This window comes from Pseudoalteromonas sp. APC 3355 (genome assembly GCF_030407615.1).
GTDB classification, from domain to species: domain Bacteria; phylum Pseudomonadota; class Gammaproteobacteria; order Enterobacterales; family Alteromonadaceae; genus Pseudoalteromonas; species Pseudoalteromonas distincta.
Genome location: NZ_JASDDB010000003.1, coordinates 314,527 through 337,842, shown reverse-complemented (window position 1 = coordinate 337,842; position 23,316 = coordinate 314,527). Strand labels below are relative to the sequence as shown.

The following is a 23,316-nucleotide window of genomic DNA, read 5'->3' as shown; positions in this document are numbered from 1 at the left end:
TTACCATTTCCCTCTCTTTCATATATTTACTTAGCAAGCTAAGTAATGATAAAATAGTTAGCTTGCTAACTATGTTGGGATGGCTATGCCTACACACAAACCTTTTCACGAAACGCTCGATTTAACTGTTATCGGTAATATGGGCCGAGTTCATCGCTTATGCCGCGAAGCGGTAACTATTGCTGTTGAGCCTTTAGGGCTTACTCAATCGCGCTGGACTGCACTAATGCATATTAGTATGCGTGGTGAGGGACTAACACAACTTGAACTTGCTAATAGCTTAGGGATAGAAATGCCTTCATTGACTCGTACGCTTAAGCAATTAGAGGAGCAATCGTTAATTGTTCGCCGTGTAGACAAACATGATAAACGCAGTAAAAGACTCTATTTTACTGAGCAAAGTGATGCCATTTTACATTCATTGCAAGAGACTATTTCCGATATAAAAAATCAGTTATACAGCGGTTTATCTGTTGAGCAACTAGATGCGATTGCATTTGGTTTGATCAAAATGGAGCAAAACGCCCTTAAATGTATTCAAGTTAATAAGTAAGGCTAAAAATGACACCGGATCAAAAGTTTGCACGCTATGTAAGGTTTTCTCTCATAGGGTTTATCTTAGTATTTATTTACTATTTAGTGGCCGATATGGTTTTGCCTGTGACACCACAAGCACGTGTTTATCACCCTGTTGTGCAAATATCACCGCAAATTAGTGGCCGAGTCACTAGTGTGCAAGTTAGTAATAACCAATCAGTTAAAGCAGGCGATATATTATTTAGTATCGATGAAGGCCCATATAATTTAGCTAAAGAACAAGCTCAACTCGCCCTTGATGATGCCAAATTACAAAATAAACGCCTTGATACCAATGTTAAAGCGCTTGAGGCACAAATAAGTGCAGCAAACGCTAAACAGCATGAGCAAAAACTATTAAAAAGCAGAGGCGAAAAGCTCTATAAGCAAAAGTCTATATCGGAGCAAGAACTTGAAAGCATTCGTGCTAATTTTGAAGCGAGTAAAGCAAATGTTGCAGCCCTTGAAGCGCAGTTAGCTGAAGCGGTTTTAGCTAGAGGTGACTCAGGTAACAAAAACTTAGCCATGCGCCACGCTGCTAACCAGTTAGCACAGGCTGAGTTAAATTTATCCTACACAAAAGTGCGCGCATTAAGTGACGGTGTAGTTGCTAACTTACAATTATTAAACGGCGCATACGCAGTTGCAGGCAGCCCATTATTAGCTATTGTTGCTAAAAAAGCCGACTTAGTTGCCGACTTTAGAGAAAAGTCACTCTCAAATATGAAGCAAGGCACCCAAGCGCGTGTAGTATTTGATAGCCGTCCAGGTGAAGTTTACGACGCAATACTTGAAACATTTGAAGCAGGCGTTAGCAGTGGTCAACTTAGTGCTAATGGTTTACTAAGTACAACAGAAACCAGTAATCGCTGGGTGCGTGATGCACAGCGTCAACGCATTCACTTAAAGCTCATAAATCATCAAGACTTAATAGCAAACATGCCTAGTGGCTCACGTGCAACAGTACAATTATTACCAGAATCAACAATTGGGCAATGGTTTGGCTCTGCACAAATCAGGTTTATTAGCTGGTTACACTACATTTATTAATGGAGGCTTTATGACTCAAATTGTTAGCCAAGGCCCACAATTAGACTCCAATGGCCTTCGCCAAGCACTGCGCATTGCAGGTGGCTGTACCCTTGGCTTTACTATTAGTAAATTAATGAACTGGCCCAATGGTATATTTTTTACCGTTTATCCTATGTTGATATTGGGCATGGTACCTACGTTAAGTCGTGGGCTTATAAATCAATTTATAGCATCTGCTGCATTTAGCGCACTTATAGTGCTGATAATGCAGGGATTGTTTTCTCACTTGCCAGTCGTTATGACATTGTTAGTGTTTGGTGTTTTCTGCTTTTTATTTCATAAAATGAGTAGCGGTAGTGCCTTTTTATTTGGCGCTTTAGGCGTAATCAGTCTTTCTATTCAGCTACATTTTTCCAGCTATGTTGATCAAGGAAGCAGTATTTATCCGTTAATCTTGACTAATGGTTTGGCTATATTCTTAACCGTTATTATTGGAGCATTAATGCATGGCCTATTTCCTGATGTAACCGCAAGGCCTGGGCGAGTAATGCCAGCTAAAGCAAAAGAAAGTATTCGCCATGAGGTATTGTTATGCTCAACCGTGGCTACGCTCTCTTTTGTTGTTTTTCAGGTTCTTGATTTACAAGACTCAATATCTGCGCAGGCAGCTTCTGTGCTTATTTTATTTTCGTTGTGCTGGAAAGCCGCAGGTATGGCCGGTTGGCAGCGAGCAATTGGAACGCTTATAGGCTGTAATGCAGCGTTACTATCGCAACTATTTTTGTATAGTCACTCTGATTTTTTACTTTTTCCGATGGCTATTTTATGGATACTTTCGTTTGTTTTTGCGCGCTTTCATATTTTAGGCGGAGGCATACCTGGCATTGGTTTTGGTGTATTGACTACATTTGGTATTTTGTTTGGAAATTCACTCGGGCCAGGCCAAGATCTTGTTTATAGTGCAATGTACCGGTTTAGTTCGGTATCTGTGGCTATAATCTTAAGCTTATGTGTTGTGTATGTTATGCACCATATACTTAATCGGTTTAGCGTAACTCGCCATCATACTTATGATTAGGTAAACTCTGTTTGTAAAACTAAAGGCTGCAATTGCAGCCTTTTTAATAAGCTTGGTTAAACTATTTTAATCATCTATATGAGCAATAATTTCGCTTTACATATTCACAGTTTTTAGTCTTTCCTGGTGATAATAAGCGTTAGCACACCCGCTATAATCCCCCAAAAAGCAGACCCTACTGAGAGCAATGTTAAGTTAGATGCAGTTACTAAAAAAGTGACTATTGCGGCCTCAGTATATTCAGTACTACTAAGGGCTTGCTGCAAACTATTAGCAATGGTGCCAAATAGCGCAATGCCCGCCAAAGCTAAAATAAGTGCCTGTGGTAAACTTGCTACCAAGCCAACTAATGTAGCTGCGCACAACGCCATTAAAATATAAAATACGCCAGCCGCTATACTCGCCCAATAACGTTTATCATGATTTTTATCCGCCTCATCACTCATACATATAGCTGCGGTAATCGCGGCTAAATTAATAGAGTAGGCTCCAAAAGGAGCACTAAGCATATTTACAAAGCCAGTAACATTAAGAGATGCAGATATAGGCGCTTTATATTTATGTGCTTTTAAAACCGCAATACCCGGTAAATTTTGCGAAGTCATGGTAACTATATAAAGTGGTAAGCCTATACTAATACATGCTTGCAAGTGGAAAGCGGGTTCAATATAAGCAAATTCGCTCATTTTCCAGTGCAGCGCGCTGGTATCAATATGGCCCATTTGCCAAGCGAGTAATACACCTATAATAAGCACGCTTAACATAGCAAAGCGGGCAAAAAAGCGTTTACCAATAAAGTACATAACGACCATTAAGCCAATTACTAAAGGCATGTCGTTCATAAAATTAAACACATCGATACCAAAGGTAACAAGCACGCCGGCCAACATGGCGCATGCAAGCTCACTTGGAATACGGTTCATTATTTTTTCAAACCAGCCCGTAACCCCCGACAAAAACACGAGCAATGCACTGAGCATAAACGCGCCAATAGCCTCGTTTAAGTTATACCCTTGGGCACTTGAAATAAGTAATGCAGCTCCCGTGGTAGACCACGCAATTAAAACAGGTACTTTGTAATAGTACGATAAACCAATTGACGTTGTGCCCATCACTAAACCGAGCATTAAAATCCAACTAGCTACTAAATCGGGCGTACCACCAAGGGTTATCACTACCTGATAAATTAATGCAATAGAACTCGAAAAACCAATAATTACAGCCACAAGTCCTGCTGTAATTCGGTTAAGCAACTGATCAGACACCTTCATAAATTCCTCGTAATGCATTTATGCAGCACACAACATACGTGCCCAATAATTACATTGCAATTAGCGATTGGTTTACAAAAGGTGAAATAAATTCACTTTTTATTTTTCATTGTAATTAACGTCAAAAAGTCACTTTTAACCATTGTATTTAACTAAACAAACAAGTACCTGTAACTGCGCCAAAGCCCGTGTAAACACTACTAAAAACCAATACTAAAAAGAGCAAAAAACACACCAAAAATAAATATCCTTATATTTTATAAGGAATTATAAAATTAAGAAATAATTCTTTTCGGTTACATTTATTATCTTGATCTAATCCATTTAATAATATAAAACGTAACAAATAGTTAACCAAAAACACTAAAAGAGAAACAAATGAAGAGTTCTGTCGTCTTACTAATTGCTATACCATTATCGGCATTTGCAGTTTATGGGCTATTTTTTAATGCAGATGAAACGGGCGAACCTATCGCGCCTGTTGCTATTGATTTTGTTCCTATTGATTTACAAAAAACGCGCAATACACATCCCCCTGCACCTATTGATATGAGTAAAGATCCCATTACCGTAAAACCCATTGTTGCCCCTGACAGCAGCTTACCGTTTGAAGAATTTGATGCCGTAAATCGCCTATCCGACAAAGCAAAGCAAGTGCTCATAAACGCAAAAGTTTTACCTACCGACTTACATAACGAAGCCTATATTGAGTTTGATTTAAATTCTTTACAGGCGTTAGAGACTGGCGAAAACTTCGATTTAGCTATTCCGCAAACAGCCGAAACATTCACCGCAGAAGTGACTAATGTGGTTGAGTCTGAAAATGGCGATAAGAGCATATTTGGTAAAATAGTGGGTGTTGACGGTCGCATGCATAATACCGTTTTAACGGTAGGTAAAGATGCCGTATATGGCCAATTTACTGCACCTTCTGGCAACTATGTATTCGAAAGTAAAGGTAAGTACGGATGGATTGCAGCAAAACGCGATTTATATAAAAGCCACATAGAGCATGATGTAACCGCACCAAAACCCAAATCAGATAAAAGCATCGATATATTTGCACCAAAAATTGATGGCTAACCAAAAAGTATAAAAAGCAATTAAAGCCGCACTATAAGGCAGCTTTAGTGTGTCTGCTTTTTATGATCTCAACCAAGTTAAAAACAGTTCCAACCACAACAAGAGTAAGGAAATACAATAATGAAAAAAGTAATCACAACAACCGCACTGGCTGCGGCATTATGTGCAGCAAGTGTTGCACAAGCAGAAACAATCGATATCGGTATTTTATATACCGACCAATCAGCTGCTGCAACTAGCAATATTGACACTAAAATAAATCAACTAATTGCTTTTAGTAATCAGGTATATAGCCAAAATGGCGTTGATATAACACTACGCTTAGCTGGCAAACAAAACTTAGGTGACTACGCAGTAACGCCGTCTGAGGATTGGTTAGATTCGGTTACAAATAGCAGCTACGTAGATGGTTTACGCAGCGATTGGAAAGCCGACATGATTGCCGTATTAGGTACTGGCCAAAGTGCTGGCAATGGGCTTATTTCATGTGGTTTAGCATGGGTTGGCCAAGGCACTAATGGCAATCTATATAGCTCAATGAGCAGCCGTATGTACTCAATCACTGCAATTGATTGTGGTGCAACTACATTTGTACACGAACTTGGTCATAACCAAGGTTTAGCGCATTCACGCAAACAAGGTGACACATCTGGCGGTGTATATGTTGATGGCATGGGTCATGGCGTACAAAATGAGTTTGCAAGTATTATGGCTTACCCGCACGTTTACGGTAGCGCAACTCAGTACGATTACTTCTCTAACCCTAACTGGAGCGTAAACGGTATTGCATTTGGTATTACAAACCAAGCGTATGCAATTCGCACGGTTACTGCTACAAAAACAAGTATTGCTAACTTTAAATAAGTAGCGCATTAAAAAGTGGGCTAAATAGCCCACTTTAAAGTTTTAACATGTTCTTCCCTGCAGAGCGCTTACGCGCTCTTTTTTATAACATTAACAAAAATTAATGTTCTGTCCACCTTCTTGATATACATGGTTAAGTACACTTACTCCATCAGCAATAGTTATTAACTTGGAGTTTCCCATGACCAACCAATCAATTAAAAATACAGCAAAACTAATCTCATTAAGTGCTATTACACTTGCGTTAACAGCATGCGGCAGTAGTTCGTCAAATAACGACAACAACGAGCTAACTGCTTCAGCTAATTTACCGAGTGTGATCATTGGGCAAGTAACAGGTGTAACGTCGGATTCAATTACTGTAAACAATCATATTATTGCAGCAGGCTCAGCAGAAGTAGAAATAGAGGGCAATAACGCAACTCTTGATAATATAAAACAAGGGATGATGGTAGAAGTAGAAACAAATGGTGCCCGCGCAACAGAAATAGATTACGACCCCGTATTTAAAGGTCCTATTAATATAAAAAATGATCAAGTAAATATTGCAGGAATAACACTCAGTAACTTAAACAGCAGCGACTTTAGTCAAGGGCAATTATTTGAAATAAGTGGCTACAGTCATTCATTAAACTCATTAACGGTTACCTACCAAGCCCCTATTACTAACAGCCAATCAGAGCTTGAAGTGCAAGGCAGTATTACCAATTTAAACCAGCAGTTGCGTACATTTACTTTAGGTGATTTAGTTATTAACTACCAACAAGCTGATATAGACGGCACACTAAGTAATGGTCAACTTGTTGAGGTTGAAGGTTTTTATAATAATGCAATATTTAGTGCAACCGAGGTTGATGCAGAGCAAAGCCTTAGTTTTACCGATAATATAGACACCGAGCTTGAAGGCGTAATCACCTTTGTAAATAACAATATGAGCTTAATAACATTAAACTCGCAGTGGCAAGTTAGCATTAATGATCAAACTCAATTTGAAGATGGCACCACCGCTAATCTTGTTGTTGGTCAAGTTATTGAGGTAGATGGTGTATGGCAGCAAGCCGATAATAAATTACTTGCTCAAGAAATAGAATTTGAATCAACAAACATCAACTCAAATACAACTAATCAGCAGTTTTCGGTAGCCGGTGTTGTTAGTTACGAGCAAGATATAGCGACAATAAATGGCATTGAATTTACATTTAATAGCCAAACTGTATTTGAGGATGGATTATCGGTTAATACCCTAGATGGGCAGTGGGTTGAGCTTGAAGGCACTTATAACAATGAGAAAAACAGCGTAAGCGAAGTTGAACTAGAGGACGATACAAGTGAGATTAACTTAACCGGTTTAGTGTCGGCAAATCAAAATCAGCAAGCAACGCTTTGGGGTTACATAAGTGAAGATAACTCATTAACGCAATATTTAAATCAAACCGTAGAATTAGAATGCCAATGGGTTGCAAGCAACCAAGTAAGAGCATGCGTTTTAGATGACTAGTAGCAATATAAAGCGCTGATATAAAGAATAAATCATACGACTAAATAAATGTGTTTAGCCCTCTTATTTGGTAGGCTAAACACATTAAAACAAGAGCATACTTACATGAAACATATTTTTTTGAGCGCCTTATTTTTTTGCAGCGGGTTGTGCTATGCAAGCAGCTCTGCAATTTTTGACAAACTTAATAATGCAGACGAGCCATCACCACAAAGTATTTTAAAAAATATAGAAACCGAATACCTAAATACAGCCGTTATTGTAGAGTTTGAGCTAGAGTTCGAAAAAGGACAAACCACCTACGAGGTAACACTTTTTGAACAAAAACATAATCGTTTTATTGAATTGCTAGTTGATGTAAAAGGTAAACTAATTGAGCTTGAATACGCCCCGCCAGAGCTTGATGAAGACGACGAAGTTGCAGCCGCTAAATTAATGCGTAAAAAAAATTACCGCATGTATCAACTTGTCCAGTCGTTAGATTCAACACAAACACAATACTTAATAGAAGCTCAACTTGAGCAAGATATGGGCGTAACTTATATGGTTGCCACATTTGTATCGTTAAAAGGGCGCCATAAAAAAGCCATTGATCTCGCAACAGGTAAAAACCTACCACTACTGCGTTGGGGCAATTAATGAAATTACTTTTGGTTGAAGACGACAAACAAAACCGCGAGTTTTTATACAAAGCCTTTAGCGAGCTAGGCTACACCGTAGATACCGCACAAGACGGTCAACAAGCATTATTAATTGCCACATGCGAAGAACACGACGCGATCGTGCTAGACCGAATGCTACCAAAGCTAGATGGTTTGCAAGTACTTGCTGCGCTTAGAGCAACAGGAAAAACAACGCCTGTACTAATACTCTCGGCGTTAGATAAAGTAGACGACCGAGTTGCAGGCTTAAAAGCAGGTGGCGATGACTACCTTATAAAGCCCTTTGCGTTTTCGGAATTGGCCATTCGTGTAGAGAACATAATTAAGCGCCCTTTTCATAACCAACCACCACAAACCGCGTTAAGTTTAGCAAACGTAAACCTCGATTTTCGTCATCACAAAGCAGATGTAGCTGGGCAAACACTTAACTTACAACCTAAAGAATTTAAACTTTTACATTTTTTACTCGATCATAAAAATAAACTCGTTACGCGAACTTTGTTGTTTGAGTCGGTATGGGAATATAATTTTGACCCTGGCACAAATGTAATAGATGTACACATAGCAAGGTTACGTAAAAAGCTAACATTGCTTGGTGCTAAAGTACAAATAGAAACAATACGAGGCGTTGGCTACCGATTACAAGTAGAGCAAAATAATGATTGTTAACTCCAACCTTTGGCAACAATTTAACCCGCGTTTTAGTTCTGTATGGCGACTTACACTCGCGTTTGCCACCATTACATCGGTTGTTTTAGTGCTATGCGTTGTGCTTATATATCAGCTATTATTGGGCGAGCAAACACGCCAAGTAGAAAGGCGCTTAAACGCCGAGCAAGTTCGTATTGAAGGGCTTGCTAATGAATTTGATAAAGCCTCTTTTTTTCAGCAACTAGCGGTATTTCGTAACGAGGGCGAAATTTTAATATTTTGGCAAAGCGATGACGAGCAATTTCAGCAATTAAGCTTTTTACCTAACGATATTCCAAAGTTGCCAAACACCCTTGAGTTTCCTGTGCTCGACACCCAACGTGGGCAAATTAGGCTACTTACCACCGGTATTGTAAACACCAAACATGGCAATATTGTTATTGCCACAGCCACCGAACATTTAAGCCGCTTAATTACTGAATTTAAAACCATTGCAACCTGGGCTTGTTTGGTCAGCTTGTTACTTACCTGTGTGTTTGGCTATATTTTTGCGCGCAGGCATTTAAGGCGTGTAAATTATTTTAATAACGTAGTAGAACAAGTTCAAAAAGGTGATTTATCGGCGCGTGTAGTGCATAAACAACACGGTGATGAGTTTGTAAAACTAGCCAAACATATTAATACCATGCTAGACACCATCGAAGAAAACTTTGCCTTAGTGCAAGGCATTACCGATAACATAGCACACGATTTAAAAACCCCACTTACTCGATTGCGCTTACAACTAGAGCGCCAAGCAGTAAAACAGCCAGAGCTTGGGCTTGAAATAGAACAGCTTGATACTGTATTACATACCTTTGATGCCATGCTTAAATTGACTCGCCTTGAGCATGGGCAATTTCCGTTAAAGTTAGAACCTATAAACTGCCAAACACTTATTAATGACTTAATAGACATATTAGAGCCCAGTGCACAGCAAAATCAGCAGCATATAAATGTAATTAATCAGGGGGAGTTAGTACTTCAAGGCGATAAAAACTTACTTTTTCAGGCTTTATTTAACCTAGTCGAGAATGCTATTAAATACGCAGGTAATGAAGCAACTATACACATTACGCTTACCAGCAATCATATAAATATTAGCGATAATGGCAAAGGAGTAGAACCCACACAATTATCGCAACTCACTAAGCGTTTTTATAGGGGCGACCCCGCAAGGCAAAAAGAAGGGTTTGGATTAGGTTTAGCCACCGTAAAAGCAATATGTGAACGCCACCAACTTGTGCTTACTTTAACAAGCGACGAACGCGGCTTTACCAGCACTATAAGTGTATGTAACTAGTAAGGAGAACTAGTACAGGTAATGAGTATAAATATCTCTGCAGTTAAACATAAAAAAGCGGCTATTAGCCGCTTTAAATATCACAAAACCGGTCGGCTTAATGCACAACCACTTTTTGCTTAATTGCTGGCATTAATGTTTTACCATTGCCATCTACTTTGTTTAACAATTTAAGCCCCATCACTTTTGCAAGTACTGGGTAAATATCAAGGTTACTCACTTCTTTAAGGCTTACACCTTGTTTAAATGCAGGGCCTACAGCAATAAATGATGCTGCCATATCCTCGGTATATGCATAACCGTGAGTCCCTAAATAGGTTGGTTTTTTACCATTGGTAAATACCGTTGGCGCTGTAGTTTGCACCACAATATCGCCTACACGAGTGCCTTTATTGTAATGGTACGCTGCTAACTGCTCGTCAGTTAATACTGTATAACGACCGTTTGCTGCTTTTTGTAAACGAGCTTTATAGCCGGCTATATCTGCATTTATTGCATCGGGTTGAGTGTATATGAGTAAACGTGGACCGGTGTTTTTAACTAAAAAGTTTTCATCTTGAGGCAGTGTGGTTACATCAATACTTTTATCTGGATCTATACTCGCCATACCATGATCCGAGACAATAACTAAGTTTACCTCTTGCTCTAATTTACTTAAGCGGGTTTGTAATTGTCCCATTAATTCATCAAGTTGTTTAACTGCATCTCGCGTTTGTGGTGCGTCTGGTCCAAACTCATGACCCATGCTATCAACTAGCGAAAAGTAACTCGCAATAAAACGTGGGCGCTGTGCTTTTGGTAAACTTAACCACTGAATAATTTGATCAACACGGCTTTGGTAATCGCTGTATTTAGAATAGTGATAAAAGTAATCTGGTGTCATGCCGTTAAATAACGCATCTGACTCAGGCCAAAAATAAGTAGCCGATTTAAGCCCCTGCATTTTTGCTAAATTCCAAAGCGGAATCCCCTTCACCCAAGTGCTATCGCCCAATGCTTTGCCCATGCTGTAACAGTCGTTTTTACGCGCTTTATCACAAAAGCTATTATCAACAATGCCATGGTTTACCGGCAGTAAGCCCGTAATAATAGAAATATGGTTAGGAAACGTTTTTGTCGGATAAACAGGTATTAGTTTTTGTGCGCGAACACCGCGCTCGGCCATTGCTTTTAAATTTGGCGCACCGTGTTTTTCAATATAATCCCAACGCAGGCCATCAATTGATACAAGCACCACAGTTTGCTCTTTTGCAGCAAATGCGCTGTTCATTCCTAACATTAGGCAAATTGATACTGCCTTTAAAATCCACTGTTTCATTATAAACACCTATAAATGCACAACAATTACTCAAAAAATTATTTTAAAGCATGTTGTTACTTTATGATACAAACTGATAGATTAAACCCTGTATATTAAAGACAAATGACTATGTGCTAAAAACTATGCCAGTCATCAATTGTAAAAAGGATAAGTATAAAGATGACCATAGATTTTAGTAAAAAAATAACGCCAGCACGAATGTACCGCACAACCTCTAACTTACAAATGGCGCTAGAAAGCGACCGTGGCCGGATTATTAACAGTGCCGCTATTCGCAGGCTTCAGCAAAAAACCCAAGTGTTTCCGCTTGAGCGTAACGCAGCTGTTCGTTCGCGCTTAACTCACTCGCTTGAGGTACAACAGGTTGGTCGTTTTATAGTGCAACGTATTTTTGCTAATTTAAGCTACCAACAACAAAAAGATTACGGCTTAACCGACCTAGAACGCCCGCTAGAAAGCTTAGTAGAAATGGCCTGCCTAATGCACGATATAGGCAACCCACCATTTGGACATTTTGGCGAAGCGGCAATAAACCACTGGTTTAACAACAACCTAGCAAGCGTAACACCCGAGCGCTGCAAAGAGCCCAATACCGGTATAGGTGTTGTTTTTAAACACCTTGCGCTTGATATTTGTAACTTTGAAGGCAACGCTCAAGGCATACGTATAATTCATTCGTTGCAAACGCTTAATTTAACTTACAGCCAAAGTGCTGGTATTTTAAAATACACTCGCCCTGCTGGGCTTGATGTAAAAGACATACCGCAAAATAAAAACTACTTAATGAAAAAAGTGGGTTACTACTACAGCGAAAAAAACTTTGTTGAAGCGCTACAAAAAGAGCTCACTATTGAGCCTTACTGCCGCCATCCTGCAAGTTACATAATGGAAGCCGCCGACGACATTTCGTATTGCCTAGCCGATATAGAGGATGCTGTTGAAAAAGGGATCATAAGCACCGAATTCTTATGTACACAGCTTAAAAGTCATTATAAAAAGGCACTCATAAACCTAACAATAGACGACACAGAGCACCAAACTTTTGTAGATAAAGCAGTTGACTACGCACATGAACGCGCCAAAGCACAACCGTATAATTTTAACAGCGAATTTTTTATATACCTGCGCGTAGCACTTTTACATCCGCTAGTTGGACATGCTGCAAAACGCTTTATTGAAAATATAGAACCTATTTACCATGGCGATTTTAACCAAGCACTTTTAGAAGATAGAAGTCATCTACATGCTGTAACCAAAATGCTAAAGCAAGTGGCACTTGAGCATGTATTTTCAAACAAAGAAGTCGAAAAATTAGAGCTACAAGGGTATCGCATAATTAATGGTTTGCTCGATTGCTATAAACCATTACTTCAATTGAACAGCGATGACTTTAGGCGCGCTCTAAATGGTGATTCGCGTTTATTAATTGAGTCGCGACTTGTTAAAAAGCTCTCTAAAAAGCACTTAAATAGTTACCAACACGCAATAGATGCGATGCAAGAAGAGCCCGATCACTTTGCAGCGTATGAATTTTATTATCGCTGTAGATTAATTCAAGATTATATAAGCGGTATGACAGACCAATTTGCTTACGATGAATATCGCAGCCTTATGGTTATTGATTAGTCGTATTACTCTGGATAATTTTCAATTTTGCGCTTAAAATCAAACTATTAATATTTAAGCGCGCATAACTTTATGATATCAAAACTAATTAGATTTACCCTTTGCTTTGCCCTATTTTATAGTGCGCAAAGTGCTGCATACAACGAAGCTATGTGCATTTTAATTAAACAAGAAATGCAGCAAAATAGTAATAATAAAGCGAGTCAAAAATATCGTAAGGCAGCGCGTGATTACAAAAACAACTGTAATAAGCCAAAAGAAATTCAAGCACAACCAAAGCCACAGATAATAGAGCCAGAGCCAGAGCCGGCGATTATTACTCAGCCGCAACCAAAAATTGTTGAACCTGCCCCTGTAATACAACCCACTGAAGAAGCTGTTAAAGATAGCATCAACGAGCAAACACTTAATTTAACTGATGATCAAAAACAACAAATTAACGATCAGCTAAATACCAACAGTAACGAAATAGTAATTGATGCAGAGCCAACAAAAGCAGCACCCGAGCAAGTAGTTACAGAGCAAAAAAACGAAGCTGTGATAGAGCAAGTAAAACCGGCGACGCCAGAGCAAAACGTTCAACCTACGCCTGAAAATCCTGTACTTGTAAAACCAGCACCTGTGTTTACTAAACCAGCGCCTGTAATTGCGCCGCAACCTTTAGCACAAAGCCCAAGCTCGTTACTTTTACCCACTTCAATACTTGTTATAGTGGTACTTATTGGCGCTATGGTAGTCGTGCGCTTGCGCCGTGCAAAACAAAGCAAAACGATGGCAGAACCGACTATAGCGGCTCCACCTGAAGTTAAATCAGAAAAAATTGCTACGCCAGCTAAACCTGAAACTACAAAAGAGCCAGAGATTGAGCCTGTCGTCATCAACGAAGTAACTCAAAATAATAAACCAGTTAAGAGCAGCGTAGAGGCAAATGAAGACCCTTTAGAGCCTACGAACACTACACAAAATGCTGATATTGAACATACACCACCGCAAATTTCAGATGAGCAAAACAACGTAGTTACACCATCGCAAACAAGAGAAATTGAGCCTGCACAAATAGAGCCAGCAGATACTTTAGAGCAAACAAGTACCGCTACGTTTAACGAAGTAAAACAAAAACCAGAGCCTAATACAGCCGAGTTTGAAGCCGCCGCCAAAACAACCTTAGAGCGTATTAAAAATGCCAGCAGCTTTAATGAGCCAGAAGTACGCGACTTTGACCCAGATGCAAAGCCTGTAAAAAAACAGCGTAAGCACCATACAGCGCGAGTAACGGAATCTGCGCCAATGGAAGCCGAACATAACACTGTAGAGCCGGTTATTAGTACTCCTGAGCCAGTAACAGCGAGTGAGCCGGTTGTAGATTTACACGCACCAGAGCAAATAGCTGACGCTCAATCGACTACATATACAACAGAGCAAGACTTTAAAGAACCAGAGGTACGTACATTTAACCCAGATGCACCATTACCTGGTGAAAAGCCGATGCCTAAAAAACAAAGCGCAGCACCTGAGCAAGCACAAACAACACCGCCAGTTGATGAGCCACAAAGTGAGCCTAAAAAAGCAGACAGTAACAATCCATTTGCTAACTTGTCGTTAGACTCAAGCTGGGATCCTGACTCAACTGAAAAGCCCAAAATAGAAGAGAAAAAACGCGCGCCTAAATCGCAAGCATTAATAGATGCAGAAGAACGCGCTAAAAACATGCAAACCAAATAGTAAGTTTTAAAGTAGCGCCTCATATTTGAGGCGCAGTTTTAGTAAACACATAATTAACTGTTTTTCACCGTATTACTTACACTCTTACCTTCCTCTAAAATGCGCCTTAGTAATTAGGAGCTTCGCTCCTTGCGCGAGCAAGCTCAGCGCCTGGTGCAATATTCAAGCTTGAGAGTGTTTTATAAGCCTACAACTTATTGGCGCGATGAGTGCAGAGCATACATTTAACTGGTGGTATTTTTAGACTGGAGTTTAAGGCTACGTTATCCGCAGCCATAAATTAAAGTAACGTGGTCAACATACCCTAATTAAAAGCCCTAGTTAACAGCCCTAGCGGTACGTTTATTTTTAAGCTTTAACCCGCCAATTAATAGCAGTGGCCCTATAAACATGGCAAGGCCATACACGCCACCGGTAACTGCGTATTCTGGTTTATTTAAAAAGCTAATAGCAATTAAAATAGCTAACGATGCATTTTGAATTCCAACCTCAATTGAAAGCGTCAGCGAATCAGTTAAATTTAATTTTGAACACTTAGCAATTAACCAACCAACAACCATTGAACCAATATTAAGCGCTATGCACGCCCAAAATACATCGTTAAATGAGCTAATTAATAAATCGCGCTCTTTTATTACTAGTGCGGCAATCATCATAAGCATAAAAAACAACGAGAAGCGTCTAAAAAACGGCTCTGCTTTAATGGCAAAATCACTTTTAAAGTGACGTAACCAAATGCCTATAGCAACTGGCACTAAGGTAATAAAAAATAGCCCTAATGAAGTAGTTAAAATAGAAAAAGTAGCATCGTCTGCTGGGGCAAACTGGCTCATAGCAAAGCCAATAATAAACGGTGTAGTTATTATACTAATTGCGGTAGAGGCAGCGGTTAAACTTACCGAAAGCGCTAAATTAGCTTTAGCAAGCTGACTTACTACATTTGACATAGTACCGCCGGGGCAAGCAGCTAATATCATTAATCCAATAGCGATAGGCGTTGGTAGGTTAAATAAATAACACAATCCTAATGCTAATAAAGGCATTGCTACAAGTTGGCCTATTAAACCAATAACAATAGCGAGCGGGCTTTTAAATAGACGAGTAAAATCGGTTGTTGTGAGCCCAAGACCCATACCAAACATAATAAGTGCAAGAGCGAGCGGAAGTATTACTTCGGTTAATATAGATGCATTCAAATTAGACAGCCTCGTTTGTTATTGTTTTTAATTAGAGTGTTAATTTTTAAGTTAACTGTAACGCCCCTTTACAATAAATCCTAATGCTAGAAGCATTACTTATTTAAAATAGTAGCAATGCGTTTACCCAGTTCTGGAAGTACATCTTGTTCAAACCATGGGTTCTTTTTAAGCCATATATTATTACGCGGACTCGGATGTGGAAGCACTAAATAATTTGGCCAATACTCACGCCACGATTTTACTAACTCCGTAAGTGGCATTTTTTTAGTCTCTGGTAAATGATACGCCTGCGCGTATTTACCAAGCACTATTGTCAGCTCAATATTTGGTAGTGCAGCCAATAATTGCTCGCGCCATGCAGGGGCACATTCTTTTCTCGGTGGTAAATCACCCGACTTACCCCTACCCGGGTAGCAAAAGCCCATAGGTAAAATTGCTATATTATTAGCGTCGTAAAATTCATCACGTGTTAGCCCAAGCCATTCTCGTAGGCGGTTTCCGCTTGCATCGTTAAACGGCACACCTGTTTCGTGAACTTTGATTCCAGGTGCTTGCCCTGCAATTAAAATACGTGCGTTTGGGTTAAATTGTATAACAGGGCGAGCCCCTAAAGGTAAATGAGGTTCACAGATCACGCATTTACTAACTTGCTCTATTAATTGGTGACTATTCATGTTTATTTGGCCTTAAATGCTTAATATTTATCCTAAATGGCCATTTAGGATAAATGAGTTGGTAAAAAATCGGTTTATTTTAATTAAAACGAGCGTTAGTTAGTAAAATCGTGATCTTTAAGCTCATTCGCGCTACAAGCCTTGTAAAACCTAGTGTTGCTCTGCCCATACAGCAAATTCATTGCCGCTCGGCTCTGCAAAATGAAACCGGCAACCACCCGGAAATTCAAAAATAGGTTTTAAAATTGTGCCACCATGGAGTTGTACTTTTTTATACGTGGCGTGAATGTCGTTACTATAAAAAACCAATAACGCAGCACCATTTTGAGTTAGCGATTTAAGCGGCGCATTAAAAAAGCCACCATCGAGCCCTTGGCCACTAAACGCCGTGTATTCTGGGCCGTAGTCAGTAAACTGCCAATTAAATACACGACTAAAAAAGGCCTTAGTTGCGGGTAAGTCGCATGCAGGGAACTCAACGTAATTTAGTTTTTCGTGATCGCTCATCGTTATTCACTCTTTATTTTTACTCAGTTTATTAACCTTAAGCTTTACATAGAGCCTGTGCAATATCATTAAATAATATCAGATCAGTATTTTACTAAGTAAGCATAACTTACTCAAAAGTTAAACATCACAAATGAGAATAACTATCTTTTGTATTTGTAACATATATAATAGCGCCTTTGTTTTATCCTCAGCTTTAAATAAAGGGATTAATTAACTATGCAGGCACCTTTGCACAGTGCGCCATTCGATAAGGTTAACGTGATTGCGCTTATAGTAAAAAGCGTAAGCAGTTATCGAGTTTTGGTATTTTTACGTTTTTTTATTGCCATAATTGGTGGCTATGCTTTTACCTCTGCAAGCACTGCGTTATTAAGCTTTGTGTTGCCAATAGCTAAACAAGACGCTGTGCTGTTTAGTGTTTCAATCAGCATTTTAATTTATGCCGTAGTATTTATTTATGCCTTTAGCGTTAAATCATTAAAAACAGTGTGGATCAGTATTTTACTAAGTACGGGAGCGTTCATTGGATTGCTTGCATTACTGAAGGGTTGGGTATGAAAGACAGCTTTTTCAGATCGATGACTTGGTTGCACACTTGGGTAGGATTACTCGTTTGTTGGTTATTATATTTAATATTTTTTGCAGGGACTCTTAGCTTTTTTAGAGACGAAATAACCTTATGGAATCAACCAGCCATACATAATGTGCAAGCCCAAACACAGCGTATAGAAGCGCAAAAACAACAAATAATTACAGGGTTCGATTACTTAGCTAACCATGGAGCTAACTCATCAAGCTGGCGTATTACATTACCCGAGCCACGCATTCCTTATTTAATTTATGGTTATGCAAAACCAAAAGAGCCAGGCCAGCGCCGCAGCCGGTTTGAAAACACACAGCTAAACCCTAATACCATGCAAGAGCTTGAGCCCTTTGTAGATACTAAAGGCGGTAACTTTTTTTATCGGCTGCACTATGATTTACATTACATGGATGCAATAACCGCACGCTGGATTGTGTGCTTTGCTAGCTTTTTTATGCTGATTGCCATTATATCGGGGGTGGTTATTCATAAGCGTATTTTTAAAGATATGTTTAGTTTTAGACGTAATAAAGGTAGCCGTACGTGGTTAGATGCCCACAATTTAAGCTCTGTGCTTGCCCTGCCTTTTCATTTAATGATTACTTACACGGGCATGATTACGCTCATATTTATGTTGTTTCCCTACCCTGCGCAAACGTCTTATGATGACGGCATGCGTGGCTTTTTTAACGATGTAACACCTCGCAATACCATGACCGATAAAGCCCAAGGCGAATTGCCAATGGTGCCAATACAACGTATTTTGGATCAGGTTTATACTAAGTGGCCTCATGCAGATATTACTCGCGTACAAGTTAATCAACCAAATATGGCAGCTTCAACAATTACCGTATTGGTAAGCGCAGGTAAAACACTACGTGACCAAGCACCACGCTTAATATTTAGTGGTGCTACAGGGCAAATGGTCGCTAAAACTGATGACGAGCTAACTAGCAGCAAAGCGCTTTACGAATCACTTAATTCAATGCATACAGGACGTTTAGCTACGTGGTTGTTGCGCTGGTTATACGTATTAGGCGGTATTGCAGGCTGTGTAATGATTGGCTCTGGCTGTATTATGTGGGCTAAACGAATTCGCGAGCGAACTAAAAATAACGTTAAACCTTCGTTTGGTTTAAAACTAGTTGAAGGGTTAAACCTAGCCACTATTATGGGACTACCACTGGCAACGTGTGCATTTTTTATTGCTAACAGACTACTTAGCCCAACTACCGCAGAGCGCGCCGATAAAGAAATACTCGCGTTCTTTTTAACATGGCTAGCGGTTGCTCTTTTAGCACTTATAAAGCGCGACACACTGCAATGGCGAGTTATGGCAGCTATAAATGCTGTTGCATGTTTAAGCGTACCGGTTATTAATGCACTTACAACTAACAGTAATCTAATTAGCTATTTGATGCACAAACAGTGGGCTTTATTTACTTTTGATGCACTGTTTTTGTTATTTAGTATATTGTTTTTTATACAAACCGAAAAATTACGTACTGCTAAAAACAACTCAAAAATAATCAGCCCTAGTCAATCTAATAACCTTAAAAGGCAAAAACCATGATTGATTTACTTGGGTTTAGCCTATGCCTGCTCAGTTTTAACTGTTTTGCGCTGGCTAAGTATAATCATTTTAAAGACGTATTTAAAAAACGCCCTACAGAATCCCAACGTAAAAAGCTGTTATTAGCTGCTTGGATCAGTATTTTACTAAGCTTAGTGCTTTGTATAGTTACTCAAGGTGGATATGGAGCATTACTATTTTGCGGGTTTATGAGCCTAAGTGTCTTAATTATAATGGTTTTTTATAATTTTTTAGTAGGCTACGTAAAGTGGTTTAGTGTTTTAAATAGCGTGTTAGTTGTACTAAGTGGGTTGTTTTTAGCATTAAACTAGCCTTAGTTAGTAAAAACGTGATCCGTTACTTTCCCATATATTAGGCAAAAAAAATGGCAAGCTATATAGCTTGCCAACAATAGGGGATATTCAGTGTTTCCAATACTTGCTGTCTCACGGCAAGTACACACAATATAACCATAATATATTTAAGTTACTTTACAGTTAAATTACTCTTTTATTACTACTTTAAAAACGTATATAACTAACTGTAAACCCCCTTTACATAGTCTCTTGGTTTACCCAAATTATTTCATCGGTAGCAAAGCCCAACTCTTTAGCTTTAGTTAAAAAATGTTCTTTAAGCTCTTTGCTAACCGTTGGTGTACGCGACAAAAACCACAAGTAATCTTTGTTGTAACTGGTTATAAATGCATATTGATAATCGGGTTGGTCAAGTTCAAAAATCACATAAGCGCCATAAAATGGACCAAAAAACGAGACTTTAAAATGCCCTGTGTCGGTGCCCTCAACAAACTTGGCTAAGCCTTCGGCGTCATCCCATTTTTTATCATCCGTTAAATACCCTTTGTTAAGGACCTTTACTGTGCCGTCGCCGTTAATTGAATAAGTCGCGGTAACTTGCTCCATACCTTCTTCGAATGAGTGATTGAGCCGCGCTATTTCAAACCATTTGCCTTTATATTTTTGTATATCAAAGTTTTTAACGGGTGTTATTCCCTCAGGAGGGCTGGTGCAGGCACTAAGAAAAAACAACCCTGTAATAAGTAAACCGTATTTAATAGCCTTCATGTAAGCTCCTTTTTAAATTACATAAATAGTACGTATTATCTAAATATAGATGGATATAAAGTTTGCTAGCCGATTAAAAAAATTTGCTATAGGATCATATTAATTCTAAAGCAATAAAAATGACCATAGCATGAAAATTTGGGTAGATGCAGACGCGTGTCCTGTTGTTATAAAAGAAATACTTTTTAGAGCTGCAGAGCGTATGAAAATCGAGACTATTTTAGTGGCTAATCACGCAATGCGTATTCCGCCGTCAAAATACATAAGCCGCGTACAAGTGTCGTCAGGGTTTGATGTAGCCGACGACGAAATAGTAAAACGTGTTGAAAAAGGCGATTTAGTTATTACAGGCGATATTCCGCTAGCAAGTGAAGTAATTGATAACGGCGGGCAAGCACTCAACCCACGTGGTGAGCTTTATACCACCGAGAATATCCGCTCAATACTTAACGTGCGCGACTTTATGGATACCATGCGCTCAAGTGGCGTAGAAATGAGTGGTGGGCCGCCGCCACTTAGCCAAACCGATCGCCAAAACTTTGCAAATAACCTTGACCGTATTTTAGCGCAAAACAAGGCTAACTAGTTTGAACACACAATTAGTTGGCTTAGGTGATACGCAATTTAGCGTGGCGGTATACGTAGCAAAAGCGCCGCCAATGCCGTTTTTTGAAACACTTGAATGCCTAGAACCGGTTATAAATGAGCAAATAAATACCATAAACCAGCACTGTGGTAATGGTTGGCGCAAAGTGTTTAACGTGTATGCAAAAGTGCTATTTGCCCTGCCAAGTGAGCATTATTCATTTGCCAAACAAGCCCCTACTTGGCAACAATATCGCGATGAATTTTTACTGCAAAAAAACAGTAAAACCGCCCTGCTATTTAGCGCGCCTGACACAACTATTACTTGCCCAGATAAAGCTACTAGCAATAAAAACCAGCTACATATAATTGCTGGGCGTACGCACGCTAAAAACTTATTACAACAAGGTAAGTTGCATGCACAATTTGATTGGCTTGACGACGAGTTTGCAATAGACACAACTAACAACATTATTGTGTGCCCATATTTTGATTATAGACAGTTAAGTAATATAAAAATTGCGAGATTAAGCGAGCTAGTCGCGCAGCTAAAAAAATAACACATTGTAAGGAACGACCATGGCCGGAATTTTAGAGTTAAACGAATTATTAAAATCAATGCAGCCAGCGCTTAAGCAAGGCGAGTATATTTTTTGTTGCTTAGCAGGGAAATTGGCTGATTATGTTCATTTAGAGCCACTTGCCACTTATGTTGAAGAAGAAGGGCTAACCCTTATATTAAAAGCTGAAACCGCCGATAAAGCAGGTATTACTTACGAGGGTAAATATAATTTAATTACTCTTAATGTACATTCAAGCTTAGAGGCAGTCGGTTTAACCGCTGCAGTATCTGCAAAGCTCACTGAGCATAATATAAGTGCTAATGTGGTCGCTGCGTTTTATCACGACCACATTTTTGTACAAACAGATAAAGCACAGGCCGCGATGAAAGCACTTGGAGAGATTGGTTAAGTTTGCAGGCATAAGCAAGGAGCTAAGTGATGTGGATATTAGAGCATCGGGTGGCGCTTCGCTTAACCGATCTACAACAATACAAAAGCTGATATTGCTATAGAGCAACATCAGCTTTTTTGTGCACATTTGGACTATTTTCGCAGTATTGTTTATCTACTGGCTCAAGCTTAATTTTACTTCCTGCATTTACCACTACGCATAGTGTATTTTTATTGAGTTTTTGTTTTTGAATAACCGTAAACTCGCCCTCGCTGGCAGCGTATAAATTATACTGATACGCATCGTTGCCGCCTTCAAACAATGCGGTAAATAACCCTCCAACTAACCCACCGATTATTGCTCCGCCTACCATTTCTTGGGTATTACCATCTAAATTATCTACAAAGCCAAATCCGGCGCCTGCTGCTATGCCTGTACCCACTTCTGATGAAAGTGTTACACGTTGCATAGATTCTACCGAGGCGTAATAGCGTTTAATTATTTGATTTTGATTGTTACGGTCAACACCTTGTGATGCGCAACCCGTGAGGAGTAATACCACTATAAGATACTTTTTCATGCTGATTTCCCTTTTAATCATTTTAATAGGGAAATAGTAAGTATCAGAGCATAAAAAATATGTGAGAACATTGTTTGTATCTGTCAGAAATTGTAAGTGTATGTATAAAATAAAACACCGAGTAAGCTTACTCGGTGTTTATGTGGCTATATTACTTAAATTTAAAACTATTTAATTACATACCCACTAAAACCTAGCGCTTTAAAATACAGCTTTGGAATGCCAAATTTGCACTCATTTAGCAGTTCGCTAAAGCGCATTCTATCGAGCGGGTAAAACTCATTTTCTAGGTCGTGTCCCATTTGTGTTTTACCGGTTTCGGTTAAACCCAATTGCGCGCATGTGGTAAGTTGAGCTTCGCGCTCAAACGTCGTTTCGGGACGCATTAAATCAGCAATATAAAGGAGTGCATCTTTTTTAAGATTGCCCTTCATTGCTTTTAATAACTCTTTTTTATCGCCGTTATCTTCTAAAAAATGCATTACTAATAAACATAAAACGGCATCGGCTTTAACCGATAATTTATCAACGGGGCCATTATGTACATCTACGCGGCTTGTTATGCCTTGTTCATCAAATTGGTGCTGTGCGATAGCGAGCATATCGGCTGATGTATCTTGCGCAGTAAATTGCCATGTAGGGTTTAGTGCAGCCAGTGCAAGTACTTCTTTGCCTGTGCCTGCCCCTACTACCAAAATATGCGCATTGTCGCTTAGCGTTGCTTTTAGCTGTGCGTTAGTGAGCTGATGTAATAATTCATAACCAGGAACTAAACGGGTTATGCGGCTATCGTATTGTGTTGCTTGCTCGCCTGTAAACGTTGGCATTGTATCTCCTTGTTTTCAGT

25 protein-coding genes are annotated in these 23,316 nt (G+C 39.3%); 17 read left to right on the top strand and 8 right to left on the bottom strand.

Features of this window, described 5'->3' with window-relative positions; genetic code table 11:
* Positions 1–85 precede the first annotated feature (85 nt).
* The 3 genes from QMA08_RS07900 to QMA08_RS07890 are packed head-to-tail and all read left to right on the top strand — an operon-like array spanning position 86 to position 2,686.
* Entirely contained in the window at positions 86–553 is a 468-nt protein-coding gene (locus tag QMA08_RS07900; protein ID WP_002959150.1) for a MarR family transcriptional regulator, read from the top strand.
* 8 nt (positions 554–561) lie between these two features.
* Positions 562–1,626, top strand: coding sequence for an HlyD family secretion protein (locus QMA08_RS07895; RefSeq protein WP_002959152.1), 1,065 nt, complete (start codon positions 562–564; stop codon positions 1,624–1,626).
* Positions 1,627–1,636: 10 nt separating this feature from the next.
* The gene (locus QMA08_RS07890) at positions 1,637–2,686 is read left to right on the top strand and encodes a DUF2955 domain-containing protein (RefSeq protein WP_138490145.1); all 1,050 of its coding nucleotides are present in this window, start codon (positions 1,637–1,639) and stop codon (positions 2,684–2,686) included.
* Positions 2,687–2,799: 113 nt separating this feature from the next.
* Here the strand turns inward: QMA08_RS07890 and QMA08_RS07885 are convergent, their stop codons facing one another.
* Positions 2,800–3,957 (bottom strand): benzoate/H(+) symporter BenE family transporter, encoded by a 1,158-nt coding sequence (locus tag QMA08_RS07885; protein WP_002959155.1) that lies wholly within the window; start codon positions 3,955–3,957, stop codon positions 2,800–2,802.
* A 378-nt stretch (positions 3,958–4,335) separates the two neighbouring features.
* Between QMA08_RS07885 and QMA08_RS07880 the strand changes: the two genes are divergently transcribed.
* The 6 genes from QMA08_RS07880 (at position 4,336) to QMA08_RS07855 (ending at position 10,057) form a co-directional block, all read left to right on the top strand.
* Positions 4,336–5,040, top strand: coding sequence for a hypothetical protein (locus tag QMA08_RS07880; RefSeq protein WP_290174124.1), 705 nt, complete (start codon positions 4,336–4,338; stop codon positions 5,038–5,040).
* A 120-nt stretch (positions 5,041–5,160) separates the two neighbouring features.
* Complete coding sequence (locus QMA08_RS07875; protein WP_002959157.1) at positions 5,161–5,904, top strand: zinc-dependent metalloprotease family protein; 744 nt, start codon at positions 5,161–5,163, stop codon at positions 5,902–5,904.
* 181 nt (positions 5,905–6,085) lie between these two features.
* Entirely contained in the window at positions 6,086–7,402 is a 1,317-nt protein-coding gene (locus QMA08_RS07870; RefSeq protein WP_149603409.1) for a DUF5666 domain-containing protein, read from the top strand.
* 105 nt (positions 7,403–7,507) lie between these two features.
* The gene (locus tag QMA08_RS07865) at positions 7,508–8,041 is read left to right on the top strand and encodes a hypothetical protein (RefSeq protein WP_039488825.1); all 534 of its coding nucleotides are present in this window, start codon (positions 7,508–7,510) and stop codon (positions 8,039–8,041) included.
* On the top strand, positions 8,041–8,733 hold the full coding sequence (locus QMA08_RS07860; RefSeq protein ID WP_039488827.1) for a response regulator transcription factor: 693 nt from the start codon (positions 8,041–8,043) through the stop codon (positions 8,731–8,733). Before QMA08_RS07865 ends, QMA08_RS07860 begins: the two co-directional genes overlap by 1 nt.
* Complete coding sequence (locus QMA08_RS07855) at positions 8,723–10,057, top strand: ATP-binding protein (protein WP_052201252.1); 1,335 nt, start codon at positions 8,723–8,725, stop codon at positions 10,055–10,057. The genes QMA08_RS07860 and QMA08_RS07855 overlap by 11 nt, the downstream gene beginning before the upstream one ends.
* 97 nt (positions 10,058–10,154) lie before the next feature.
* Here the strand turns inward: QMA08_RS07855 and QMA08_RS07850 are convergent, their stop codons facing one another.
* Positions 10,155–11,375 carry an ectonucleotide pyrophosphatase/phosphodiesterase gene (locus QMA08_RS07850; protein ID WP_290174123.1) on the bottom strand — a complete coding sequence of 407 codons (1,221 nt, stop codon included), beginning with the start codon at positions 11,373–11,375 and terminating at the stop codon, positions 10,155–10,157.
* A gap of 162 nt (positions 11,376–11,537) precedes the next feature.
* Here QMA08_RS07850 and dgt point away from each other — a divergent pair, with 162 nt between their 5' ends.
* The gene (dgt, locus tag QMA08_RS07845; RefSeq protein WP_138490139.1) at positions 11,538–13,004 is read left to right on the top strand and encodes a dGTPase; all 1,467 of its coding nucleotides are present in this window, start codon (positions 11,538–11,540) and stop codon (positions 13,002–13,004) included.
* Between the two features lie 72 nt (positions 13,005–13,076).
* Positions 13,077–14,726 (top strand): cell surface protein, encoded by a 1,650-nt coding sequence (locus QMA08_RS07840; RefSeq protein WP_290174122.1) that lies wholly within the window; start codon positions 13,077–13,079, stop codon positions 14,724–14,726.
* 317 nt (positions 14,727–15,043) lie between these two features.
* On the opposite strand, the gene QMA08_RS07835 is transcribed toward QMA08_RS07840, so the two are convergent.
* The 3 genes from QMA08_RS07835 to QMA08_RS07825 all read right to left on the bottom strand — a co-directional run bounded on the left by QMA08_RS07835 (position 15,044) and on the right by QMA08_RS07825 (position 17,106).
* Positions 15,044–15,922, bottom strand: coding sequence for a bile acid:sodium symporter family protein (locus tag QMA08_RS07835; protein ID WP_290174121.1), 879 nt, complete (start codon positions 15,920–15,922; stop codon positions 15,044–15,046).
* A 95-nt stretch (positions 15,923–16,017) separates the two neighbouring features.
* Positions 16,018–16,599: a uracil-DNA glycosylase family protein gene (locus QMA08_RS07830; protein WP_149603756.1), complete on the bottom strand. Its 582-nt coding sequence runs from the start codon at positions 16,597–16,599 to the stop codon at positions 16,018–16,020.
* A gap of 150 nt (positions 16,600–16,749) precedes the next feature.
* Positions 16,750–17,106, bottom strand: coding sequence for a VOC family protein (locus tag QMA08_RS07825; protein ID WP_039488837.1), 357 nt, complete (start codon positions 17,104–17,106; stop codon positions 16,750–16,752).
* Positions 17,107–17,325: 219 nt separating this feature from the next.
* Here QMA08_RS07825 and QMA08_RS07820 point away from each other — a divergent pair, with 219 nt between their 5' ends.
* The 3 genes from QMA08_RS07820 to QMA08_RS07810 are packed head-to-tail and all read left to right on the top strand — an operon-like array spanning position 17,326 to position 19,597.
* A complete protein-coding gene (locus QMA08_RS07820; RefSeq protein ID WP_002959167.1) occupies positions 17,326–17,667 on the top strand; it encodes a hypothetical protein in 342 nt (113 codons plus the stop codon).
* Positions 17,664–19,265, top strand: coding sequence for a PepSY-associated TM helix domain-containing protein (locus QMA08_RS07815; protein ID WP_290174120.1), 1,602 nt, complete (start codon positions 17,664–17,666; stop codon positions 19,263–19,265). The genes QMA08_RS07820 and QMA08_RS07815 overlap by 4 nt, the downstream gene beginning before the upstream one ends.
* Entirely contained in the window at positions 19,262–19,597 is a 336-nt protein-coding gene (locus QMA08_RS07810; RefSeq protein ID WP_002959172.1) for a DUF3325 domain-containing protein, read from the top strand. Before QMA08_RS07815 ends, QMA08_RS07810 begins: the two co-directional genes overlap by 4 nt.
* A 222-nt stretch (positions 19,598–19,819) precedes the next feature.
* On the opposite strand, the gene QMA08_RS07805 is transcribed toward QMA08_RS07810, so the two are convergent.
* Positions 19,820–20,350, bottom strand: a complete 531-nt coding sequence (locus QMA08_RS07805; RefSeq protein ID WP_290174119.1) for a lipocalin family protein — start codon at positions 20,348–20,350, stop codon at positions 19,820–19,822.
* Between the two features lie 130 nt (positions 20,351–20,480).
* Here QMA08_RS07805 and QMA08_RS07800 point away from each other — a divergent pair, with 130 nt between their 5' ends.
* From QMA08_RS07800 to QMA08_RS07790, 3 genes are read left to right on the top strand one after another with little or no spacing between them, the layout of a single operon-like run.
* The gene (locus tag QMA08_RS07800) at positions 20,481–20,936 is read left to right on the top strand and encodes a YaiI/YqxD family protein (protein ID WP_002959175.1); all 456 of its coding nucleotides are present in this window, start codon (positions 20,481–20,483) and stop codon (positions 20,934–20,936) included.
* Position 20,937: 1 nt separating this feature from the next.
* Complete coding sequence (locus QMA08_RS07795) at positions 20,938–21,495, top strand: hypothetical protein (protein ID WP_200220523.1); 558 nt, start codon at positions 20,938–20,940, stop codon at positions 21,493–21,495.
* A 19-nt stretch (positions 21,496–21,514) separates the two neighbouring features.
* The gene (locus tag QMA08_RS07790) at positions 21,515–21,907 is read left to right on the top strand and encodes an ACT domain-containing protein (protein WP_197121120.1); all 393 of its coding nucleotides are present in this window, start codon (positions 21,515–21,517) and stop codon (positions 21,905–21,907) included.
* Between the two features lie 97 nt (positions 21,908–22,004).
* Here the strand turns inward: QMA08_RS07790 and QMA08_RS07785 are convergent, their stop codons facing one another.
* Together QMA08_RS07785 and QMA08_RS07780 are read right to left on the bottom strand one after the other, a co-directional pair.
* Positions 22,005–22,469: a hypothetical protein gene (locus QMA08_RS07785; RefSeq protein WP_290174118.1), complete on the bottom strand. Its 465-nt coding sequence runs from the start codon at positions 22,467–22,469 to the stop codon at positions 22,005–22,007.
* Between the two features lie 167 nt (positions 22,470–22,636).
* Complete coding sequence (locus tag QMA08_RS07780; protein WP_290174117.1) at positions 22,637–23,296, bottom strand: class I SAM-dependent methyltransferase; 660 nt, start codon at positions 23,294–23,296, stop codon at positions 22,637–22,639.
* Positions 23,297–23,316 lie beyond the last annotated feature (20 nt).